The sequence below is a fragment of the Microbacterium sp. FW305-3-2-15-F-LB2 genome (assembly GCF_058787255.1).
This window is the reverse complement of sequence record NZ_JBYSZO010000001.1, coordinates 723,306-740,416: the sequence shown is the minus strand read 5'-3', so window position 1 is coordinate 740,416 and position 17,111 is coordinate 723,306. Positions and strand designations below refer to the sequence as shown.

The window sequence follows — 17,111 nt, the reverse complement described above, 5'->3', positions numbered from 1 at the left end:
GAGCGGCATGAGCGAACGCGAATACGACCTGATCGTCATCGGTGCCGGCCCCGTCGGAGAGAACGTCGCCGACCGCGCCGTGCAGGCGGGGCTCTCCGCCGTGATCGTCGAGTCCGAACTGGTCGGGGGCGAGTGCTCGTACTGGGCGTGCATGCCGTCCAAGGCCCTGCTGCGAAGCGGAGCCGCCCTTCGCGCCGCCCGCGACGTCGACGGCGCGAAGCAGGCCGTTACCGGCGACCTCGACGTCGCGGCCGTGCTCCGCCGCCGCGACTCGATGACCAGCAACTGGAACGACGCCGGGCAGGTCTCGTGGCTCGAGGGCGCCGGCATCGAGCTCGCTCGCGGACACGGCCGACTCACCGGCGAGAAGACGGTCCGCGTGACCGCCGACGACGGCACCACCACCGATCTCGTCGCCCGCCACGCGGTCGCGGTGTGCACCGGTTCCGCGGCGCTGCTCCCCGACATCCCGGGCCTGGCCGACATCGAGCCGTGGACGAGCCGCGAGGCCACCGCGGTGCAGAGCGTCCCGGGCTCGCTCGCGATCCTCGGCGGCGGCGTCGTGGGCGCCGAGATGGCGACGGCCTTCGCGAGCCTGGGCGCGCAGGTGACGATCATCGCGCGCTCGGGCCTGCTGGGCGGCACCGAGCCGTTCGCCGGTGAACTCGTCGCCGACTCGCTGCGAGAGCGCGGGGTGACGGTGAAAACGGGGGTGGATGCCACCGCCGCCCGCCGCGACGACGCCGGGCGCCGCGTCCTCGAGCTGTCCGACGGCAGCGCTGTGACCGCCGACGAGGTGCTGGTGGCCACCGGTCGCGTCCCCCGCACCATCGACCTGGGCCTGGACACCGTCGGGCTCGAGGAGGGCTCGTGGCTCGACGTCGACGACACCCTCCTCGTGCGGGGCTTCGACTGGCTCTACGCCGTCGGCGACGTCAACCACCGCGCGCTCCTCACCCACCAGGGCAAGTACCAGGCCCGTGCCGCCGGCGACGTCATCGCGGCCCGCGCGCAGGACGGCGAGGTGGACGACGCCCCGTGGGGCGCCCACGTCGCGACCGCCGACCACGACGCCGTGCCTCAGGTCACGTTCACCGACCCCGAGGTGGCATCCGTCGGCCTCACCGCGAAGAAGGCCGAGGAGCGCGGACTGAACGTGAAGGTGCTCGACTACGACCTCGCCCACGTCGCCGGGTCGAGCGAGCAGTCCGACGCGTACGTCGGCAAGGCACGCGCGATCGTCGACCTCGACCGCGGGGTGCTCGTGGGCGCGACGTTCGTCGGCCCCGACATCGCCGAGCTCCTGCACTCCGCGACGATCGCCATCGTCGGCGAGGTGCCCGTGAAGCGCCTGTGGCACGCGGTGCCCTCGTACCCGACGGTGAGCGAGGTGTGGCTGCGCCTTCTCGAGACCCTGGGCCGCGATTCGGCGTAAGTCTCCGACACATCACGGCTCCTCACCCGCGAAGGAAGAAGACAGGATGCCGAAGGCCATCGCACTCATCCGCGGTGTCGGCGGACCCACGGCACTGAAGATGCCCGCGCTGCGCGAGGTGCTGGCATCCGCGGGCCTTGGTGGGGTCGTCACTCTGCAGGTGGCGGGGAACGTCGTGCTCGACGACGGGGGCCACTCGCCCGACGAGACGGCCGAGACGGTCCGGGATGCCGTGCGCCGGGCGTTCGGCCACGACCTGCCGGTGATCGTGCGCTCGCACGCCGAACTTGCCGACGCCCGCGCCCGCAACCCGTTCGCCGACGCCGCGGAGGGGCGGTGGGTGCAGACGGTCTTCCTCGACGCCGCGCCCACCACCGTGCTGGCTTTGCCTCCCGGCATCCCGGAAGAAGCCGTGCTCGACGGGCGCGAGGTGTTCGTGCGCTACCCCGAGGGGATCGGCGGGTCGAAGCTGCAGGCCGGCTGGTTCGAGAAGCGTCTCGGCGTCACCGGTACCGCGCGCAACGCCAACACGATCGCGAAGCTGATCGACCTGAGCGCCTGACACTCACCCGCCGCCCCACCCGCGCACGCGCTCTGCTGCCGCACGCCCACGGCGATAAACGCCGATTCTTCCCAGACTCGCCGCGCCGCAGCGTGTCTCGCGAGAAACCGCGTTTATCGCGAGGGAACAGCGCGGTTTATCGCGAGGGAACAGCGCGTCAGTGGAAGAAGTGGCGCTCGCCCGTGAAGAACATCGTCACGCCGGCGGCGCGCGCGGCGTCGATGACCTCGGCATCCCGCACCGAACCGCCCGGCTGGATGATCGCCGAGATCCCGGCGTCGATGAGCACCTGGGGCCCGTCGGCGAAGGGGAAGAAGGCGTCGGATGCCGCGATCGAACCGGCCGCACGGTCGCCCGCGCGCTCGACGGCGAGGCGGCACGAGTCGACGCGGTTGACCTGACCCATGCCGATGCCGACCGTCGCCGAACCCTTCGCGAGCACGATGGCGTTCGACTTCACGGCGCGGCACGCCTTCCAGGCGAAGATGAGGTTCGTCATGTCCTCGTCGGCGGGGCGCTCCCCCGAAACGAGCTCCCAGTTCTTCGCGACCGACTCGATGTCGGCGGGGAACCGGTCGGCATCCTGGAGCAGCAGGCCGCCCGAGACGAGGCGCACGTCCATGGGCTCCTGACGCCAGTCGGCCGGGAGCTGCAGCACGCGCAGGTTCTTCTTGAGCTTGAACACCTCGAGCGCTTCGGGCTCGAAGTCGGGCGCGATGATGACCTCGGTGAAGATGTCGCGGAGGTTCTCCGCCATCTTCAGCGTGACCGTGCGGTTTGCGGCGATGACGCCGCCGAATGCCGAGACGGGGTCGCACTCGTGCGCGCGCAGGTGCGCCGAGGCGATCGGGTCGAGGGCGTTCGGGGCCGCCACAGCGATGCCGCACGGGTTGGCGTGCTTGATGATCGCGACGGCCGGCTTGACCATGTCGAACGCGGCGCGCAGGGCGGCGTCGGCGTCGACGTAGTTGTTGTACGACATCTCCTTGCCCTGCAGCTGCGTCGCCTGGGCGATGCCGTGTCCGCCGACGCGGGTGTAGATCGCGGCGCGCTGGTGCGCGTTCTCGCCGTAGCGGAGGGTCGACAGACGCTCCGCCTGGATCGTCAGGTGCGCGGGCAGGTCGATGTCGTCGCCGATCGTTCCCTCGGCGAACCAGGTCGAGACCGCGGTGTCGTAGGCGGCGGTGTGCGAGAACGCCCGCGCGGCCAGTTCGCGACGCTGCACGAGCGAGGTGCCGCCGTCACGTCGCAGCGACTCGACGATCGCGGGGTACGACTCGGGCGAGACCACGATCGCGACGTTGGCGTGATTCTTCGCCGACGCGCGCACCATCGCGGGGCCGCCGATGTCGATCTGCTCCACGACGTCGTCGCCCTCGGCACCGGATGCCACGGTCTCGACGAATGGGTAGAGGTTCACGACCACGAGTTCGAAGGGCAGGATGCCGAGGTCTTCGAGCTGCGTCTCGTGGCTGGCGAGCCGCAGGTCGGCGAGGAGGCCCGCGTGCACGTTCGGGTGCAGCGTCTTCACGCGCCCGTCGAGGGACTCGGGGAAGCCGGTGATGGCGGAGACGTCGGTGACGGCGAGCCCGGCGTCGCGCAGCAGCGTCGCGGAACCGCCGGTCGACACGATCTCCACACCGGCCGAGGCGAGCGCCTGCGCGAATTCCAGCAGGCCGGTCTTGTCGCTCACCGACACCAGCGCGCGGCGGATCGGGACGACGTCACGGGGACGGTAGTCGGCGGGGTCGTGGCGGGGTCCGGCCATGGCTGCGGCTCCTGTGTCTCGTGTCGGGGTTCGAAGGGCACGGCGGGGTGACCGCCGCGGGATCAGGGGGTGGGGGTGGCTGCGGCATCCAGGTCGAGATCGCCCTCGGCGATGCGACGGACGACATCGATGAGAAGGCGCCGCTCGACGGGCTTGATGCGCTCGTGCAGGGCGTCCTCATCGTCGCCGGGGAGGACGGGGATCCGCTCCTGCGCGAGGATCGGGCCGGTGTCGACGCCCGAGTCCACGACGATGACGCTCGCGCCGGTCTGCGCGACACCCGCGCGGAGGGCGTCGCGGACGCCGTGCGCGCCCGGGAACTCCGGCAGGTAGGCGGGGTGCGTGTTGATGATGTGCGGCTCCCACTCGGCGACGAGGTCGGCGGGAAGCAGTCGCATGAGTCCGCTCAGCACGACGAGGTCGGGCTGCCAGACGCGCAGTTGCGCCCCGAGCTCGGCACCCCACTCGGCGCGCGTTTCGAAGGCGTCGAAGGGGACGAGGAAGGTCGGGATGCCGAAGTGCTCGGCGTGGGCGAAGCCGTCGGCTTCGCGATCGGCACCGACCGCGATCACGCGCGCCGGGAAGTCGGGGGCGGCAGCCGCCTCGAGCAGGGCGCGGAGGTTGGAGCCGGTGCCGGAGATGAGGACGGCGACCGTGAGCACGGGGGTCAGTCTACGGGGCGGGCGTCTCGGCCACCGGTCGCGTCGGTGTCGGGGGCCTGCCCCCACCCGTCCGGCAGCGGCTCGGCGCGCGACCAGGCCTCGCGGATCCGGGCCTGCACGTCGTCGTCGGCGGCGTCGACGGACGGCGCGGGGGTCGTCGTGTCCTCGAGTCGGTGATCGGCGATCCACGGCGCCGCGGCCGCCGCGGTGAGCATCGCTTCGGACGGGCGATCGCGGAACACGCCCACGGTCTCGGGCACGCGGTCGGCATCCGTTCGCTCCTGCGACGCGCGCCGTGGAAGGGAGGTGCGCGGCGCGAGCAGCAGGATCGCGAGGCCGACGAGGACCTCCAGACCGAGCGCGAGCGCAAGGGGCCCGGGCTGCGGGCCCGTCTCAGCGAGTCTGCCCGGGCCGACGGATCCGCCCGAGAACACCGCGATCAGGGCACCGATGCCCCCGGTGAGGGCGGCGACCGCAACCGCGACCGTCACCCGCGGCGCGACCGGCTCGCGGCCGTCGCGCTCGGGCATCTGCGCCCGGAGGATCCACCCCGTCACCGCACCGACGGCGACCGGCAGCAGGGCGAGGAGCAGGAGCCATGACGACGACGTCTCGGGAATGATTCCGAGGATCGGGATGCCGGGCAGCGCTCCGACCTGGGTGGCCGCGGGGGTCACGGCCGTGTCGGTTCCGAGCGCGAATCCGGGGCCGGCGGCGAACGCCACCGCCCACAGCACGAGTGTCGGGAGGTAGACGAGCTGACCGAGGGCGAGCACAGTCGCACCGATCCCGTCGACGTTGCTCGCCTGGAACAGCGCGATGATCTGCGTTCCCCGGGCGAGGAGCCCCACGGTGACGACGACACCGCCGACGGCCACGAGACCCAACGTCGTGAGTGCCGCACCGCGCAGCGCCAGGGTCGGAACGAGCGCCCAGGCGGTCGGCATCCGATCGCGCCAGGCACGCAGGCGGTCGACCGGACCGTCGTCTCCCACCCGCCAAGCGCCCGCGAACGCGCCGACCAACGACGGAACGGCGAAGATGAGGGCGGGGAACAGGATCGCCTGCCAGGTCTCGAACGACACCAGCGGAGCCGTAGACGTGAACGCCACGAGGGCCGCGATTCCGGCGAAGACGAGGGATCCGGAGAGCCACCCGGTGAGCGCGGCCCCCGACTCGGCGCCGCGGATGCCGGACCGGGCGGCGAACAAGCCCGTGAACGCGGCGAACGCGAGCGGCGCAAGGGACAGCGTGAAGGTCGCGAGCGACGGGTCGACGCCGGTCGCAGCGAGGTAGGCGTCCGGCAGCGTCACCGTGACGGGGACGAGGTGACCGAGATGCCACACGGCGGCGGCGGCGGGCCAGAGGGCCGACCAATCGGCGTCGCCCAGCGCGACCACCCACAGGAGCGCGAGCGGGGCGAGCACGACGGCGATGCCGACCGCGGCGGCCAGGAGCGCGTCGAGGGCGGCGAGGAGGGCGACGAGGAGACGATGCATGAGCAGACCGACCCTACCCGCGCTGCCCCGCCGGGCCCCTCAGGCGCGGCGGCATCCCCCTCCGTCACCCGCGTGAGGGGTCGGTTTCCGTCGCTTGGAGGGCTTCGCGGCGACAGAAAATGACCCCTCACGCGAACGGATCAGTCGACCGGCTCCAGGACGAAGATCTCGATGCGACGCTCGGTCTTCTTCTGGTACTCGGCGTAGTCGGGCCAGACGGCGACGGCACGGTCCCACCACTCGTCGCGCTCGACGCCGTCGGCCTGGTGCGCTTCGTACTCGCGCTTGACGTCGCCGTCCTGGAGCTCGACACGCGGGTTCTTCACGAGGTTGTAGAACCACGCGGGGTGCTCGGGGGCGCCGCCCTTGGATGCCACGACGAGGTAGCGGCCGTCGTGCTCGACGCGCATGAGCGCCGTCTTGCGCAGCCCACCCGTTTTTGCCCCCACGGTGGTGAGGACGATGATGGGAACGCCGCGCAGTTCGGCGCCTTCCTGACCCCCGGTGGCCTCGAAGGTCTCGGCCTGCGAACGGGCCCATTCGCTGGTGCTGGGCAGATACTGTCCTGAAAGCGGCATGTCCCCCACGATACGGCCCGTTTCCGCCCTCGGCACCGACTCATCCCCCCTCCTGGAGCCCCCATGAGCACGCCCGCTCCCGAGACCACCACCGCCCCCGCACCGAAGAACGCGCTCGATCGGTTCTTCGAGATCACCGCCCGGGGTTCCTCCGTCAGCGCCGAGGTGCGCGGCGGGGTGGTGACCTTCGTGACGATGGCCTACATCGTCATCCTGAATCCGATCATCCTGTCGGGCACCCCCGATGTCGCCGGGAACGCTCTGGGCTTCCCGCAGGTGGCGGCGGTCACGGCCCTCACCGCCGGCGTCATGACGATGCTGTTCGGCCTCGTCACGCGCCTGCCGTTCGCGTTCGCCGCCGGTCTCGGTATCAATTCGTTCCTCGCCGTCGGCATCGTCGGCGGCGTGACGTGGCCCGAGGCCATGGGCCTCGTCGTCATCAACGGGCTCATCATCGTGCTGCTCGCGGTCACGGGCCTGCGTCGCATGATCTTCGAGGCGGTGCCGCTCGCTCTCAAGACCGCGATCACGGTGGGCATCGGCCTGTTCATCGCGTTCATCGGCTTCGTCGACAGCGGCCTGGTCACCGCGACGGGCCTGTCGTCGCCGCCCGTCGGACTCGGCGTTCAGGGATCCATCGCCACGATCCCCACCGCGCTCTTCGTCCTGACGCTGCTGATCACCGCCGTGCTGATGGTGCGGAAGGTCAAGGCGGCGCTGTTGATCGGCCTGCTGAGCGGCACCGTGATCGCCGTGATCGTCGAGGCCGTGGCCCAGCTCGGCGCCCGCTCCGCCGAGAACCCCGGGGGCTGGGGTCTCAGCGTCCCGACCGTGCCCGCGCAGTGGGTCGGGCTCCCCGACCTGTCGCTGGTCGGCCAGGTCGACCTCTTCGGCTCGTTCGGCCGCATCGGCGTGCTCGCCGCGCTGATGCTCGTGTTCACGCTCGTCTTCACCAACTTCTTCGACGCCATGGGCACGATGACCGGCCTCTCCCGCGAGGCGGGCCTCGCCGCCCCCGACGGGACGTTCCCGCGGCTGCGCTCGGCCCTCATCATCGAGGGCATCGGTGCCGTCGCCGGCGGTGCCACCTCGTCATCGTCGAACACCGTGTTCATCGAGTCCGGGTCGGGCATCGGCGAGGGCGCCCGCACGGGTCTGGCGAACGTCGTCACCGGAGCGCTGTTCCTCCTGGCGATGTTCTTCACGCCGCTGACGAGCATCGTGCCCACCGAGATCGCCGCCGCCGCGCTCGTCATCGTGGGTGCGCTCATGATGGGCCAGATCCGCCACGTCGACCTCAGCGACCTGTCGGTGCTGATCCCGGTGTTCCTGACCGTGACGATCATGCCCCTGACCTACTCGATCGCCAACGGCATCGGCGCGGGCTTCGTCAGCTGGGTCGTCATCCAGGCCCTGTCCGGTCGCGCACGCCGCGTGAGCCCCCTGCTGTGGATCGTCGCGGCCGGCTTCGTCGTGTTCTTCGCGCGCGGCCCGGTCGAGGCGCTGCTGGGCTGACCCGCGGCCCGGCCCGCTTCACAGCGCGAGCGCCCACGATCCGGCCGAGCGCCCACGATTCGGCCGACCCGACCGTGGGCGCTCGACCCGAACGTGTGCGCTCGACCGGGGCCTCGACCCCGGGGCGCCGCGAACACGCGAGGCACGCGAAAGGGCCCGGATGCCAGTGGCATCCGGGCCCGGAAACAGAACCGCTTAGAGGGCCTCGATGATCTCGCGCATCAGGGCGGCGGTCTCGGACGGCGTCTTGCCGACCTTGACGCCGGCAGCCTCGAGGGCCTCCTTCTTCGCCTGGGCGGTACCGGCGGAGCCGGAGACGATGGCGCCGGCGTGGCCCATGGTCTTGCCCTCGGGGGCGGTGAAGCCCGCGACGTAGCCGACGACCGGCTTGGTGACGTTCTCGGCGATGAACGCCGCCGCGCGCTCCTCGGCGTCGCCGCCGATCTCACCGATCATGACGATGGCCTTGGTCTCGGGGTCGGCCTCGAACGCGGCGAGCGCGTCGATGTGCGTGGTTCCGATGATCGGGTCTCCGCCGATGCCGATGGCGGTCGAGAAGCCCAGGTCGCGCAGCTCGAACATCATCTGGTAGGTCAGGGTGCCCGACTTGGAGACGAGGCCGATCGGGCCCTTGCCGGTGATGTTGGCGGGCGTGATGCCGACGAGCGCTTCACCGGGCGTGATGATGCCGGGGCAGTTCGGGCCGATGATGCGGGTCTTCTCGCCCTTCGACTTCGCGTACGCCCACGCCTCGGCGGTGTCACCGACGGGCACGCCCTCGGTGATCACGACGAGCAGCGGGATCTCGGCGTCGATGGCCTCGACCATCGCGTCCTTCGTGAAGGCCGGGGGCACGAACGCGATCGACACGTCGGCGCCGGTCTCGCGGATGGCCTCTTCGACCGAGGCGTAGACGGGCAGTTCGACGTCGTTGCCGGCGGCATCCTTGTGCGTGACCGTCGTGCCGGCCTTGCGGGCGTTCACGCCGCCGACGACGTTCGTGCCGGCCTTGAGCATGAGCGCGGTGTGCTTGGTGCCCTCGCCGCCGGTGATGCCCTGGACGATGACCTTGGAGTCCTTGTTGAGGTAGATCGACATAGTCCTAGTTCCTTGTTCCGATGCCGCGGCTCAGGCGTTCGCCAGCTCGGCGGCCTTGTCGGCGCCCTCGTCCATACCGGCGGCGAGCGTGACGAGCGGGTGGTTGGCGGCGGCGAGGATCGCGCGACCCTCTTCGACCTGGTTGCCGTCGAGACGGACCACGAGCGGCTTGGTGGCGGCGTCGCCGAGGATCTCCAGCGCCTTCACGATGCCCTCCGCGACGGCGACGCACGAGGTGATGCCACCGAAGACGTTGACGAACACGCTCTTGACCTGCTCGTCGCCGAGGATGACGTCGAGACCGGCAGCCATGACCGTCGCCGAAGCGCCGCCGCCGATGTCGAGGAAGTTCGCGGGCTTGACGCCACCGTGGTTCTCGCCGGCGTAGGCGACGACGTCGAGGGTCGACATGACCAGGCCCGCGCCGTTGCCGATGATGCCGACCTGACCGTCGAGCTTGACGTAGTTGAGGTCGTGCTGCTTGGCCTTCGCCTCGAGGGGGTCGGCGGCATCCTTGTCTTCGAGCTCTTCGTGCTCGGGGTGACGGAAGCCGGCGTTCTCGTCGAGCGAGACCTTGCCGTCGAGGGCGATGATGTCGCCGTCCTCGGACTGGATGAGGGGGTTCACCTCGACGAGCGTGGCGTCCTCGCCCTTGTACACGTTGTAGAGCTTGACGAACACGTCGGCGACCTTGGGGGCAAGCTCATCGTCGAACTTCGCAGCCTTCGCGATCTCGAGCGCCTTCTCGGGCGAGATGCCCTCGAGCGGGTCGACCTCGACGCGTGCGAGCGCCTCGGGACGCTCGACCGCCAGCTCTTCGATCTCCATGCCGCCCTCGACGCTGGACAGCGACAGGTAGGAGCGGTTGGCACGGTCGAGCAGCACCGAGAAGTAGAACTCCTTGGCGATGCGGGCGCCCGCGGCGACCATGACGCGCTTGACGACGTGGCCCTTGATGTCGAGGCCGAGGATGGCCTGCGCGGCCTCGAACGCTTCCTCGGGGTTCTTCGCGACCTTGACGCCGCCGGCCTTGCCGCGGCCTCCGGTCTTGACCTGAGCCTTGACGACGACGACTCCGCCGAGCTTCTCTGCGGCCGCCTTCGCCTCCTCAGGGGTGTCGGCGATGATGCCGGCGAGCACCGGCACCTCGTACTTTTCGAACAGGTCTCGTGCCTGGTACTCGTAGAGATCCACGGATGATCCTTCGCTGGGCGATCGGTGGTGGGAGATGGCGGGATATCTCTCGATATCAAGAGATCTCGCCCGTCGTCCACCCTACTAGACGGGGCTGAACGGCCCGGACGAGAACTCCGCGGTCAGGGGAGGAAGAGGGCCGTCGTGCTCGTGCGCCACAGATCGCCGTCGCCGCCGGCTTTCCACACCACGGTGAGCGGCACAGTCCCGCTCGCCAGCTGCTCGGTGTCGACCGGGATGTCCCATCGGAGCTGATCCTCACTGGATGCGAGGGACGCCGCCGCCTCGGTGGTCCCGAGGTAGGCGGTCAGCTCATCGGGGTACCCGACGAGGTTCTCCCCCGCGTCCTCTCCCAGGTCGGTGAAGATTATCGCGGCGGGCGCGCTCGGATCGAGTGGCGCGACGTCGCGAACGTCCTCGGGACCGGCGGCGGGGTTCACCCATTCGTAGGGGCTCTGTCCCGTGGGGGGAACGCCGGCGTCGTCGATGCGCGCACCCGCGTCCGCGGAGCGGACCAACCAGGCGTCGGCGATTCGGTCTCGGACGGCCGTCACGAGCACGGACCCGGCGACGGGGCCCTCCGTCGCCTCGATCACACCGTCCGTACCGAGATACCCCGCGGCGGCATCCGGTCGGACGATGCCGGATGCCGCGGCATCCGCGAACTGCTGCTCGGAGCCGACGGCCGTCCGCGCGCCGTCCGACAGCAGCGCGTAGGCGTCCGTCCACTGCTCGGCCTGCACGGCCGACAGGTAGCTCTTGACGACCGCGATCGCGTCGTCTTGCGACACCGCGGCGTCCGACGCGGGCGGCGTCGCCGTCTCGCTCGACGTCGGCGCGGATGCCGACGCTGCCGGGAGAGAGGTCTCCGGCGCGGCGTCGGGAGAGCCGACGCACCCGGCGAGCAGCACTCCCGCGGCGGAGGTGGTGAGGACGGCGGACAGAATTCGATGGGTCGTCTTCTGGCTCATGCGTCCACGCTAGGGACGGCCGATCACGTCCCTCTCGCGGGTTGCCACGGCCCCTCGAGCGTGAAAGGGTGCCGCCCGGGCGGGCCGCCGACACCCGTCGCTGCAGCTTTCGACGCTGGTCGCAGGCGAGACCGCCGACGTTGGGCTAGTTTCGGGCGCACCCGTCCCGCGCACCACGAACGGCAGACGCCATGAGCGACAGAATCGCGCCCCGCCTCCATCTCATCGACGTCGCCGAAAGCCGCGACGGCTTCGCCCTTCGGGACTACCTGACACGCAGTGCCCTCGCGTTCACCTCCGAGACGGTGACTCCGGCATCCGTGAGCGTGGTCCACGGCGTGGACCTGGCGCGCCGGAGACTTCCCCTCCTGATCATCGACGACAGCGTGGTGATGGAAGACCCGTCGCCGGCCGAGGTGGCGACGCAGCTCGGCTGGGTGATGCCGCCACGGCGGCGGACCTACGACCTCCTGATCTTCGGGGCCGGGCCCGCCGGGCTGTCGGCGGCGGTGTACGCCGCGTCCGAGGGGCTCAACGTCGCCGTCATCGAACGGGACGCGGTCGGAGGACAAGCCGGTTCCAGCAGCCTCATCGAGAATTACCTCGGCTTCCCGGACGGCATCTCCGGCGCAGAACTCGCCGATCATGCCCGCCGGCAGGCCGTTCGCTTCGGAGCGGAGTTCATCCTCATGCGCGAGGGGGTCGACCGGACCTTTCGCGACCACGATGTCCGCGCAGTCCTCGCGGATGGTTCTCGACTGACGGCGGACGCAGCCGTGTGCGCCACCGGCATCCAGTGGCGGCGCTTGGGACTGGCGCGCGAAGAAGAGTTGGTCGGGGCGGGCGTCTACTACGGCGCCGGCACCAGCGAGGCGCCGGCCTGCACCGATCAGGACGTCTACGTCGTGGGCGGCGCGAACTCCGCGGGCCAGGCCGCGATGAACCTCGCCGCCTACGCGCGACGTGTCACCCTGATCGTGCGGGGTCCCTCACTGTCGTCGACCATGTCGAGCTACCTCTCGACCCGCGTGCTCACGCACCCCCGCATCCGGGTGCTCACCGACACCCGTGTCGTCGAGCTGGACGGCGACACACGACTGCGGCAGATCGTCCTGGACGAGAGCGGAACCCGCACGACGCGGGATGCCCGGCACCTCTTCGTCTGCATCGGAGGGGAGGCCAACACGCGGTGGGCGGCGGAGACGGACGTCGTGCTCGACGCCCGGGGTTTCGTCGCGACCGGGCCAGACCTGACCGCGGAGCAGCGGGCGACGTGGCCGCTGGCGCGGGACCCCTTCTTCCTGGAGACGTCCGTGCCGGGGATCTTCGCGGCCGGCGATGTCCGCTCGAACTCGATCAAGCGGGTCGCGTCGGCCGTCGGCGAGGGGGCCATGGCCGTCACCCTCGTCCACCGCTACTTGAGCGCGGGGTGAGCCCGTTCTCTCTGGTGCGCGAGCGAACCCGCCGCGAGGCTCGGGCTCACGGAGTGGGTCGGCGAGGATGAGACCATGCCCTCCGCCGTCACCCTCATCCGCTCGTCCGCGCTCTCCGACGCCGCCGAGTACGCCTACGCCGCCACCGCTCCCGCGAATGCACGACTGATCTTCCTGGCCGGCTCCTGCCCGCTGAACCCGGACGGCTCGACCGCCGGGGCCGCCGACTACGCCGCGCAGGCCGCGGCCTGCATCGAGAACATGAGGATCGCACTCCGCGCGGCGGGCGCCGAGATCACTGATGTCGTCAGCACGCGAGTGCTCGTGGCATCCACCCGTCGGGCGGATCTCGTCACGGCGTGGGAGGTCGTCCGCGACGCGTTCGGCGACCACGACGTACCGAGTACCCTGCTCGGTGTCACCGTCCTCGGGTACGACGATCAGCTCGTCGAGATCGAGGCGGTCGCGGCCGTGCGGGACTGACCGCGCCGCCGTCGGCCCCGGGCCGCGGCGCCGTTCAGATCCAGCCGCGCTCGCGCGCATGGATCGTCGCCTGCTGCCGGCTCGCGAGCCCGAGTTTGCCGAGCACCGACGACACGTGGTTGCGCACCGTCCCGGCCGAGAGGTGGAGGGATACCGCGATCTCGGCGACCGTCTCCCCGCGTGCGCCGGCGCGCAGCACATCGAGCTCGCGGTCGGTGAGGGGACTGCGTTCGTCGCTCAGGGCGTCGGCCGCGATCTCGGGGTCGACGTAGCGACGCCCGGCGGCGACCTCCCGGATGACTGCGGCCACGTCATCCGCGGGTCTCGACTTCGGCAGGAAGCCGTCGACCCCGGCACCCAAGGCACGGCGCAGCACCCCTGGCCGCGCGTGCCGCGTCACGATGACGCAGCGCGAGGGCACGCGCCGGAGGATTCGCGCGGCAGTGTCCACGCCGTCGAGTCCGGGCATCTCGAGGTCGAGAAGGCAGACGTCGGGCCGTAGGCGTTCGGCTTCGGCGAGCGCGCTCTCTCCGTCGCGGCACTCGGCGACGACCTCGAGGTCGTCCTCCAGCCGCAGGAGGGCGGCGAGTGCCGTGCGGATCATGTCCTCGTCGTCAGCGATCAGCACACGGATCATGCGGTCACCGCCTCGGGAACACGGACGGTGAGACGGAACACGGCGTCGGCGCGGGAGGCATCCATGGATCCGCCGACCGTTCCGACGCGCTCGGCTATCCCGCGCAGCCCCGCGCTGCCGTGGACGGGAGACCCCTCGGCGCCCGCGTCGTTCTCGACGACGAGGACCCAGTCGTCGCGGTGGCGGCCGAGAGAGAGGGATGCCACGCCTCCCCCGCCGTGCTTGAGCACGTTCGTCGTGGCCTCGCGCACGACCGGTCCGAGCACGTCGGCGGGAGAGCGGTGAGCCTCGGCGTCGACGCGCAGTTCGACCGTGAGACCCGCGGCCCGGAGGAGATCGGCGGCGTTCGCAAGCTCGTCCGGGAGCGGGACCCCGCGGAAGCGAGTGGCGAGATCGCGGGTACCGCGTCGGGCTTCATCGACGCTGACGCGCGCCGCCCGCACCTGGTCGGCGGCTGCGGCAGGGTCGCGTTCGAGCAGCTTCTCGGCGAGCTCGAGCTGCAGCGCGATCACCTGCAGGTGGTGGCCCTGGAGGTCATGCAGGTCGCCGGCCAACCGCAGCCGTTCCTGGGCGGCGGCGAGCTTCCCCTCCGCACGGCGTGCGCGGTCGAGTTCGCGGACGATGTCCCACCACCACAGCGACGCGGCGGTCAGCGCGGGGATCATCGCGATGAACAGCACGAGACCGAGCATCGGCGCCTGGTCGCGACGTGGCGTCACGTGCGCGGCGTCCACGTACCAGACCGCGACGATCACGAGGATCAGCAGAGCGACCAGCCGAAGCCGGATGCCGTTGCGCCACCGCACCAGACATAGGAAGTACGCCGCGAAGCATGTGCCGAGAATCAGCGACCCGGCACCGAAGCCGACGAGGGCCGCGGAGGCGATTCCGGCGAGAACGAGGAGCCGAGGCATCCGCGGCGGGGATTCCTCGTCGACGGGCTCACGCCGGTAACTCCGGAGCAAGAGGACGGAGACCGCGATCGCCCCCGCGGCGCCGACGGCGTACACGGTGATCGCGAACGGCACCGACAAGACGACGGGGTCGGCGGCAACAGGGAAAGCCCACACCACCAGGCCGAATATGACGAAGAACAGAATCGAGGATGCCGTGTACCACCACGTCACGCTCACGTCGCGGGCGTACGCGGTGCTGGCGGCTGGTGTGCTCACCCCGGCCACTGTACGTCCGTGACATTCGTCATGGGTGCGAAGCCGGGCGGGAGTCGAAGTCGCCGAGGCCACACGTTCAGCCGCGCAGCGCCGACCAGAGGAGCGCCCACTGCTCTGCCGTCAGGTCGCGAGGAAGCGCACCGCGGGCGTCCGCGCGCAGAACCGCGCTCCGAGCGGTGGATGGGCTCGATCGGGTCGCATGATGAACGATGCGTTCGAGACGTCCGCCCCGCCCGGCGAACACCGCGGCGACGAACTGCTCGTACGCTCGCTTGTCGGCGGCTCCGATCAGCGGCGAGGCTCGGCGATCGATCGTGAGGATGCCTCCGTCGACGCTCGGCGCCGTAGCGAATCCGCCGCGTGGCACGCGACCGCGCAGCGCGAACCGGTACCACGGCGCATTCTGCGCGGTCATCAGGGTTCCGCCGCCTACGCCGGCGCGTTTCCGCGCGACCTCCCACTGAGTCAGAAGCACGGCGTGCTTCCACCGCTGTGCACGGAGGAGACGACGGAGAATCGGTGTGGTCAAGTGGAACGGGATGTTGCCCACGATGGTCGGCGCGTCGAGGTCGACGTGCAACGCATCGGCGTGGACGACGTCGACGGTGGGGAGTCGTGCGGCGAGCTGGCGGACACATCGCTCGTCGATCTCGATTGCAGTGAGGGGTCTCCCCAAGGCGGCGAGGTGGCGCGTCAGGGCACCGTCTCCGGCGCCGAGCTCGAGGAGAGGGCCGCTCGTCGATCTCACCAAGTCGGTGATGGTCTTGATCGACGGCGAGTGGACGAGGAAGTTCTGGCCGAGTTCGTGGCGGCCGCCACGGGGGGAACGAGACATGAGCGGTGCTCCGAGTGTGGGAAGGGGAGCACCCCGTAGGGCAGCGTCGGTGGGTACGCGAAAAACCCTCCGAGGTGCGGATGACGTCTCGGAAGGACGGCGCGCTTATGCGAGCGGGAGCGAGCGCGCCGTCAGGCGCGGCGGTCGCGGAAAGTGAAGAAGCGCCCCGTCAGGAGCGCGCTGTTTATCGAACCCACGTCCCCAGGCTAAACGAATGTGCGCGAGCGGATGAGTTCCGTGACATTCGTCACGGGTGAATCGGAGGATCTTCCCGCTCGCCCGTGACACGGCGACACTGCCGCGACGCGCGTGGGGCCGGTGAAGTGGAACCACCGCGGAAAACACCGCACCTCATCCCCAGGAGCACTCATGTCGAACCCTGTCTCGGACCTCGTCCTCGGCTTCCAGAACCTCGTCGCCGGGGTGCCCGACCTCGTGCAGCCGCTCATCGTCGCCCTCGCCGGCGCTGTGCCGTTCATCGAGGGTGAAGGAGCCGCCGCGATCGGGATCGTCGGTGGCATCCACCCCGTCCTCTCGGCCGGGGCGGGTGCGATCGGCAATCTCGTCTGCGTCGCTGTCGTCGTGCTGGTCAGTTCGCGTGTCCGCACCGCCGTGACAACGCGCCGGGGTGGCGCGGCCGAGCCGCTGTCCCCGCGTCGGCAGAAGTTCGACCGCGCCTACCACCGCTACGGCACGGCGGGGGTGAGCCTGCTCGGCCCCCTGCTGCTGCCCACGCAGTTCACGGCCGCCGCGCTGACGGCGACGGGTGTGCCGCCGGTGCGGGTCATCGCGTGGCAGGCAACGGCGATCGCCCTGTGGACGACCGTGGTGACTCTGATCATCACGGGGGTCATCCGCGCCGTGGCGTGACGCCCGCGGATGCCTCAGCCCGGGATGGCGACCGACCCGAAGTGCCGGAGCACGAGGGGCCGGGCGAGATACGTCTCCTCGTCGGGGAACGTCACCGGGTCGGTGCGCCAGCCCTCCCCGGCGTAGGCGACGAGCGCCTCCGCGTCGCTCCAGACGCTCACGTATTGCACCCGGCTGGAGTCGGCCAGGTCCACGAGCACCTCGTGGCGGAGGAGCCCCGCGTACCGCGCGGGGAACGCGGCGACGAGCTCGCGGAGGACCGATACGAACTCGGTCTCCCTCCCGGGCCGTACATGCGCTTCGGAGACACGGACGATCATGACGCCGACGCTACGGTCTCGTCGGCGTCTCCGCCGCCGGACGACTGCCAGGCTTCGGCGGATCGCCGACAGCGACGGC

The 17,111-nt window shown here is 70.7% G+C and carries 17 protein-coding genes; 6 read left to right on the top strand and 11 right to left on the bottom strand.

Features of this window, described 5'->3' with window-relative positions:
* Positions 1 to 7: 7 nt before the first annotated feature.
* On the top strand, positions 8 to 1,435 hold the full coding sequence (locus tag AC3WLZ_RS03630) for a dihydrolipoyl dehydrogenase family protein (RefSeq protein WP_492469088.1): 1,428 nt from the start codon (positions 8 to 10) through the stop codon (positions 1,433 to 1,435).
* A 46-nt stretch (positions 1,436 to 1,481) separates the two neighbouring features.
* Positions 1,482 to 1,997: a DUF1697 domain-containing protein gene (locus AC3WLZ_RS03625; RefSeq protein ID WP_492469087.1), complete on the top strand. Its 516-nt coding sequence runs from the start codon at positions 1,482 to 1,484 to the stop codon at positions 1,995 to 1,997.
* Between the two features lie 157 nt (positions 1,998 to 2,154).
* On the opposite strand, the gene purH is transcribed toward AC3WLZ_RS03625, so the two are convergent.
* The 4 genes from purH to AC3WLZ_RS03605 all read right to left on the bottom strand — a co-directional run bounded on the left by purH (position 2,155) and on the right by AC3WLZ_RS03605 (position 6,504).
* Entirely contained in the window at positions 2,155 to 3,765 is a 1,611-nt protein-coding gene (gene purH, locus AC3WLZ_RS03620; RefSeq protein WP_412923726.1) for a bifunctional phosphoribosylaminoimidazolecarboxamide formyltransferase/IMP cyclohydrolase, read from the bottom strand.
* A 62-nt stretch (positions 3,766 to 3,827) separates the two neighbouring features.
* Entirely contained in the window at positions 3,828 to 4,427 is a 600-nt protein-coding gene (gene purN, locus AC3WLZ_RS03615) for a phosphoribosylglycinamide formyltransferase (protein WP_492469086.1), read from the bottom strand.
* A gap of 5 nt (positions 4,428 to 4,432) precedes the next feature.
* Entirely contained in the window at positions 4,433 to 5,926 is a 1,494-nt protein-coding gene (locus tag AC3WLZ_RS03610; protein ID WP_492469085.1) for a cell division protein PerM, read from the bottom strand.
* 140 nt (positions 5,927 to 6,066) lie between these two features.
* Positions 6,067 to 6,504 carry a nitroreductase family deazaflavin-dependent oxidoreductase gene (locus AC3WLZ_RS03605; protein ID WP_492469084.1) on the bottom strand — a complete coding sequence of 146 codons (438 nt, stop codon included), beginning with the start codon at positions 6,502 to 6,504 and terminating at the stop codon, positions 6,067 to 6,069.
* A 63-nt stretch (positions 6,505 to 6,567) separates the two neighbouring features.
* On the opposite strand from AC3WLZ_RS03605, the gene AC3WLZ_RS03600 reads away from it, so the two are divergent.
* Positions 6,568 to 8,019 (top strand): NCS2 family permease, encoded by a 1,452-nt coding sequence (locus tag AC3WLZ_RS03600; protein WP_412923722.1) that lies wholly within the window; start codon positions 6,568 to 6,570, stop codon positions 8,017 to 8,019.
* Between the two features lie 195 nt (positions 8,020 to 8,214).
* Here the strand turns inward: AC3WLZ_RS03600 and sucD are convergent, their stop codons facing one another.
* The 3 genes from sucD to AC3WLZ_RS03585 form a co-directional block, all read right to left on the bottom strand.
* Positions 8,215 to 9,117, bottom strand: coding sequence for a succinate--CoA ligase subunit alpha (sucD, locus tag AC3WLZ_RS03595; RefSeq protein WP_412923720.1), 903 nt, complete (start codon positions 9,115 to 9,117; stop codon positions 8,215 to 8,217).
* A gap of 30 nt (positions 9,118 to 9,147) precedes the next feature.
* Positions 9,148 to 10,311, bottom strand: coding sequence for an ADP-forming succinate--CoA ligase subunit beta (gene sucC / locus AC3WLZ_RS03590; RefSeq protein ID WP_492469083.1), 1,164 nt, complete (start codon positions 10,309 to 10,311; stop codon positions 9,148 to 9,150).
* A gap of 122 nt (positions 10,312 to 10,433) precedes the next feature.
* Positions 10,434 to 11,282 (bottom strand): hypothetical protein, encoded by an 849-nt coding sequence (locus tag AC3WLZ_RS03585; RefSeq protein ID WP_492469082.1) that lies wholly within the window; start codon positions 11,280 to 11,282, stop codon positions 10,434 to 10,436.
* A gap of 191 nt (positions 11,283 to 11,473) precedes the next feature.
* Here AC3WLZ_RS03585 and AC3WLZ_RS03580 point away from each other — a divergent pair, with 191 nt between their 5' ends.
* On the top strand, positions 11,474 to 12,715 hold the full coding sequence (locus AC3WLZ_RS03580; RefSeq protein WP_492469081.1) for an NAD(P)/FAD-dependent oxidoreductase: 1,242 nt from the start codon (positions 11,474 to 11,476) through the stop codon (positions 12,713 to 12,715).
* Positions 12,716 to 12,790: 75 nt separating this feature from the next.
* On the top strand, positions 12,791 to 13,198 hold the full coding sequence (locus AC3WLZ_RS03575) for a RidA family protein (RefSeq protein ID WP_492469080.1): 408 nt from the start codon (positions 12,791 to 12,793) through the stop codon (positions 13,196 to 13,198).
* 34 nt (positions 13,199 to 13,232) lie between these two features.
* Here AC3WLZ_RS03575 and AC3WLZ_RS03570 read toward each other — a convergent pair whose 3' ends face one another.
* The 3 genes from AC3WLZ_RS03570 to erm form a co-directional block, all read right to left on the bottom strand.
* The gene (locus AC3WLZ_RS03570) at positions 13,233 to 13,835 is read right to left on the bottom strand and encodes a response regulator transcription factor (protein ID WP_492469079.1); all 603 of its coding nucleotides are present in this window, start codon (positions 13,833 to 13,835) and stop codon (positions 13,233 to 13,235) included.
* Complete coding sequence (locus tag AC3WLZ_RS03565) at positions 13,832 to 15,007, bottom strand: sensor histidine kinase (protein ID WP_492469078.1); 1,176 nt, start codon at positions 15,005 to 15,007, stop codon at positions 13,832 to 13,834. Before AC3WLZ_RS03565 ends, AC3WLZ_RS03570 begins: the two co-directional genes overlap by 4 nt.
* A gap of 76 nt (positions 15,008 to 15,083) precedes the next feature.
* Positions 15,084 to 15,842 carry a 23S ribosomal RNA methyltransferase Erm gene (gene erm / locus AC3WLZ_RS03560; RefSeq protein WP_492469077.1) on the bottom strand — a complete coding sequence of 253 codons (759 nt, stop codon included), beginning with the start codon at positions 15,840 to 15,842 and terminating at the stop codon, positions 15,084 to 15,086.
* A 369-nt stretch (positions 15,843 to 16,211) separates the two neighbouring features.
* Here erm and AC3WLZ_RS03555 point away from each other — a divergent pair, with 369 nt between their 5' ends.
* Complete coding sequence (locus AC3WLZ_RS03555) at positions 16,212 to 16,712, top strand: small multidrug efflux protein (RefSeq protein ID WP_412923714.1); 501 nt, start codon at positions 16,212 to 16,214, stop codon at positions 16,710 to 16,712.
* A 14-nt stretch (positions 16,713 to 16,726) separates the two neighbouring features.
* Here the strand turns inward: AC3WLZ_RS03555 and AC3WLZ_RS03550 are convergent, their stop codons facing one another.
* Entirely contained in the window at positions 16,727 to 17,032 is a 306-nt protein-coding gene (locus tag AC3WLZ_RS03550; protein ID WP_492469076.1) for a putative quinol monooxygenase, read from the bottom strand.
* Positions 17,033 to 17,111: the final 79 nt, after the last annotated feature.

Bases quoted from the DNA above. Each gene is read 5' to 3' on its own strand.
- AC3WLZ_RS03550 (WP_492469076.1), bottom strand. From the start codon at position 17,032: ATGATCGTCCGTGTCTCCGAAGCGCATGTACGGCCCGGGAGGGAGACC.
- erm (WP_492469077.1), bottom strand. From the start codon at position 15,842: ATGTCTCGTTCCCCCCGTGGCGGCCGCCACGAACTCGGCCAGAACTTC.
- AC3WLZ_RS03575 (WP_492469080.1), top strand. From the start codon at position 12,791: ATGCCCTCCGCCGTCACCCTCATCCGCTCGTCCGCGCTCTCCGACGCC.
- AC3WLZ_RS03630 (WP_492469088.1), top strand. From the start codon at position 8: ATGAGCGAACGCGAATACGACCTGATCGTCATCGGTGCCGGCCCCGTC.
- AC3WLZ_RS03555 (WP_412923714.1), top strand. From the start codon at position 16,212: ATGTCGAACCCTGTCTCGGACCTCGTCCTCGGCTTCCAGAACCTCGTC.
- AC3WLZ_RS03610 (WP_492469085.1), bottom strand. From the start codon at position 5,926: ATGCATCGTCTCCTCGTCGCCCTCCTCGCCGCCCTCGACGCGCTCCTG.
- AC3WLZ_RS03585 (WP_492469082.1), bottom strand. From the start codon at position 11,282: ATGAGCCAGAAGACGACCCATCGAATTCTGTCCGCCGTCCTCACCACC.
- AC3WLZ_RS03625 (WP_492469087.1), top strand. From the start codon at position 1,482: ATGCCGAAGGCCATCGCACTCATCCGCGGTGTCGGCGGACCCACGGCA.
- AC3WLZ_RS03580 (WP_492469081.1), top strand. From the start codon at position 11,474: ATGAGCGACAGAATCGCGCCCCGCCTCCATCTCATCGACGTCGCCGAA.
- AC3WLZ_RS03600 (WP_412923722.1), top strand. From the start codon at position 6,568: ATGAGCACGCCCGCTCCCGAGACCACCACCGCCCCCGCACCGAAGAAC.
- purH (WP_412923726.1), bottom strand. From the start codon at position 3,765: ATGGCCGGACCCCGCCACGACCCCGCCGACTACCGTCCCCGTGACGTC.
- sucD (WP_412923720.1), bottom strand. From the start codon at position 9,117: ATGTCGATCTACCTCAACAAGGACTCCAAGGTCATCGTCCAGGGCATC.
- AC3WLZ_RS03605 (WP_492469084.1), bottom strand. From the start codon at position 6,504: ATGCCGCTTTCAGGACAGTATCTGCCCAGCACCAGCGAATGGGCCCGT.
- AC3WLZ_RS03570 (WP_492469079.1), bottom strand. From the start codon at position 13,835: ATGATCCGTGTGCTGATCGCTGACGACGAGGACATGATCCGCACGGCA.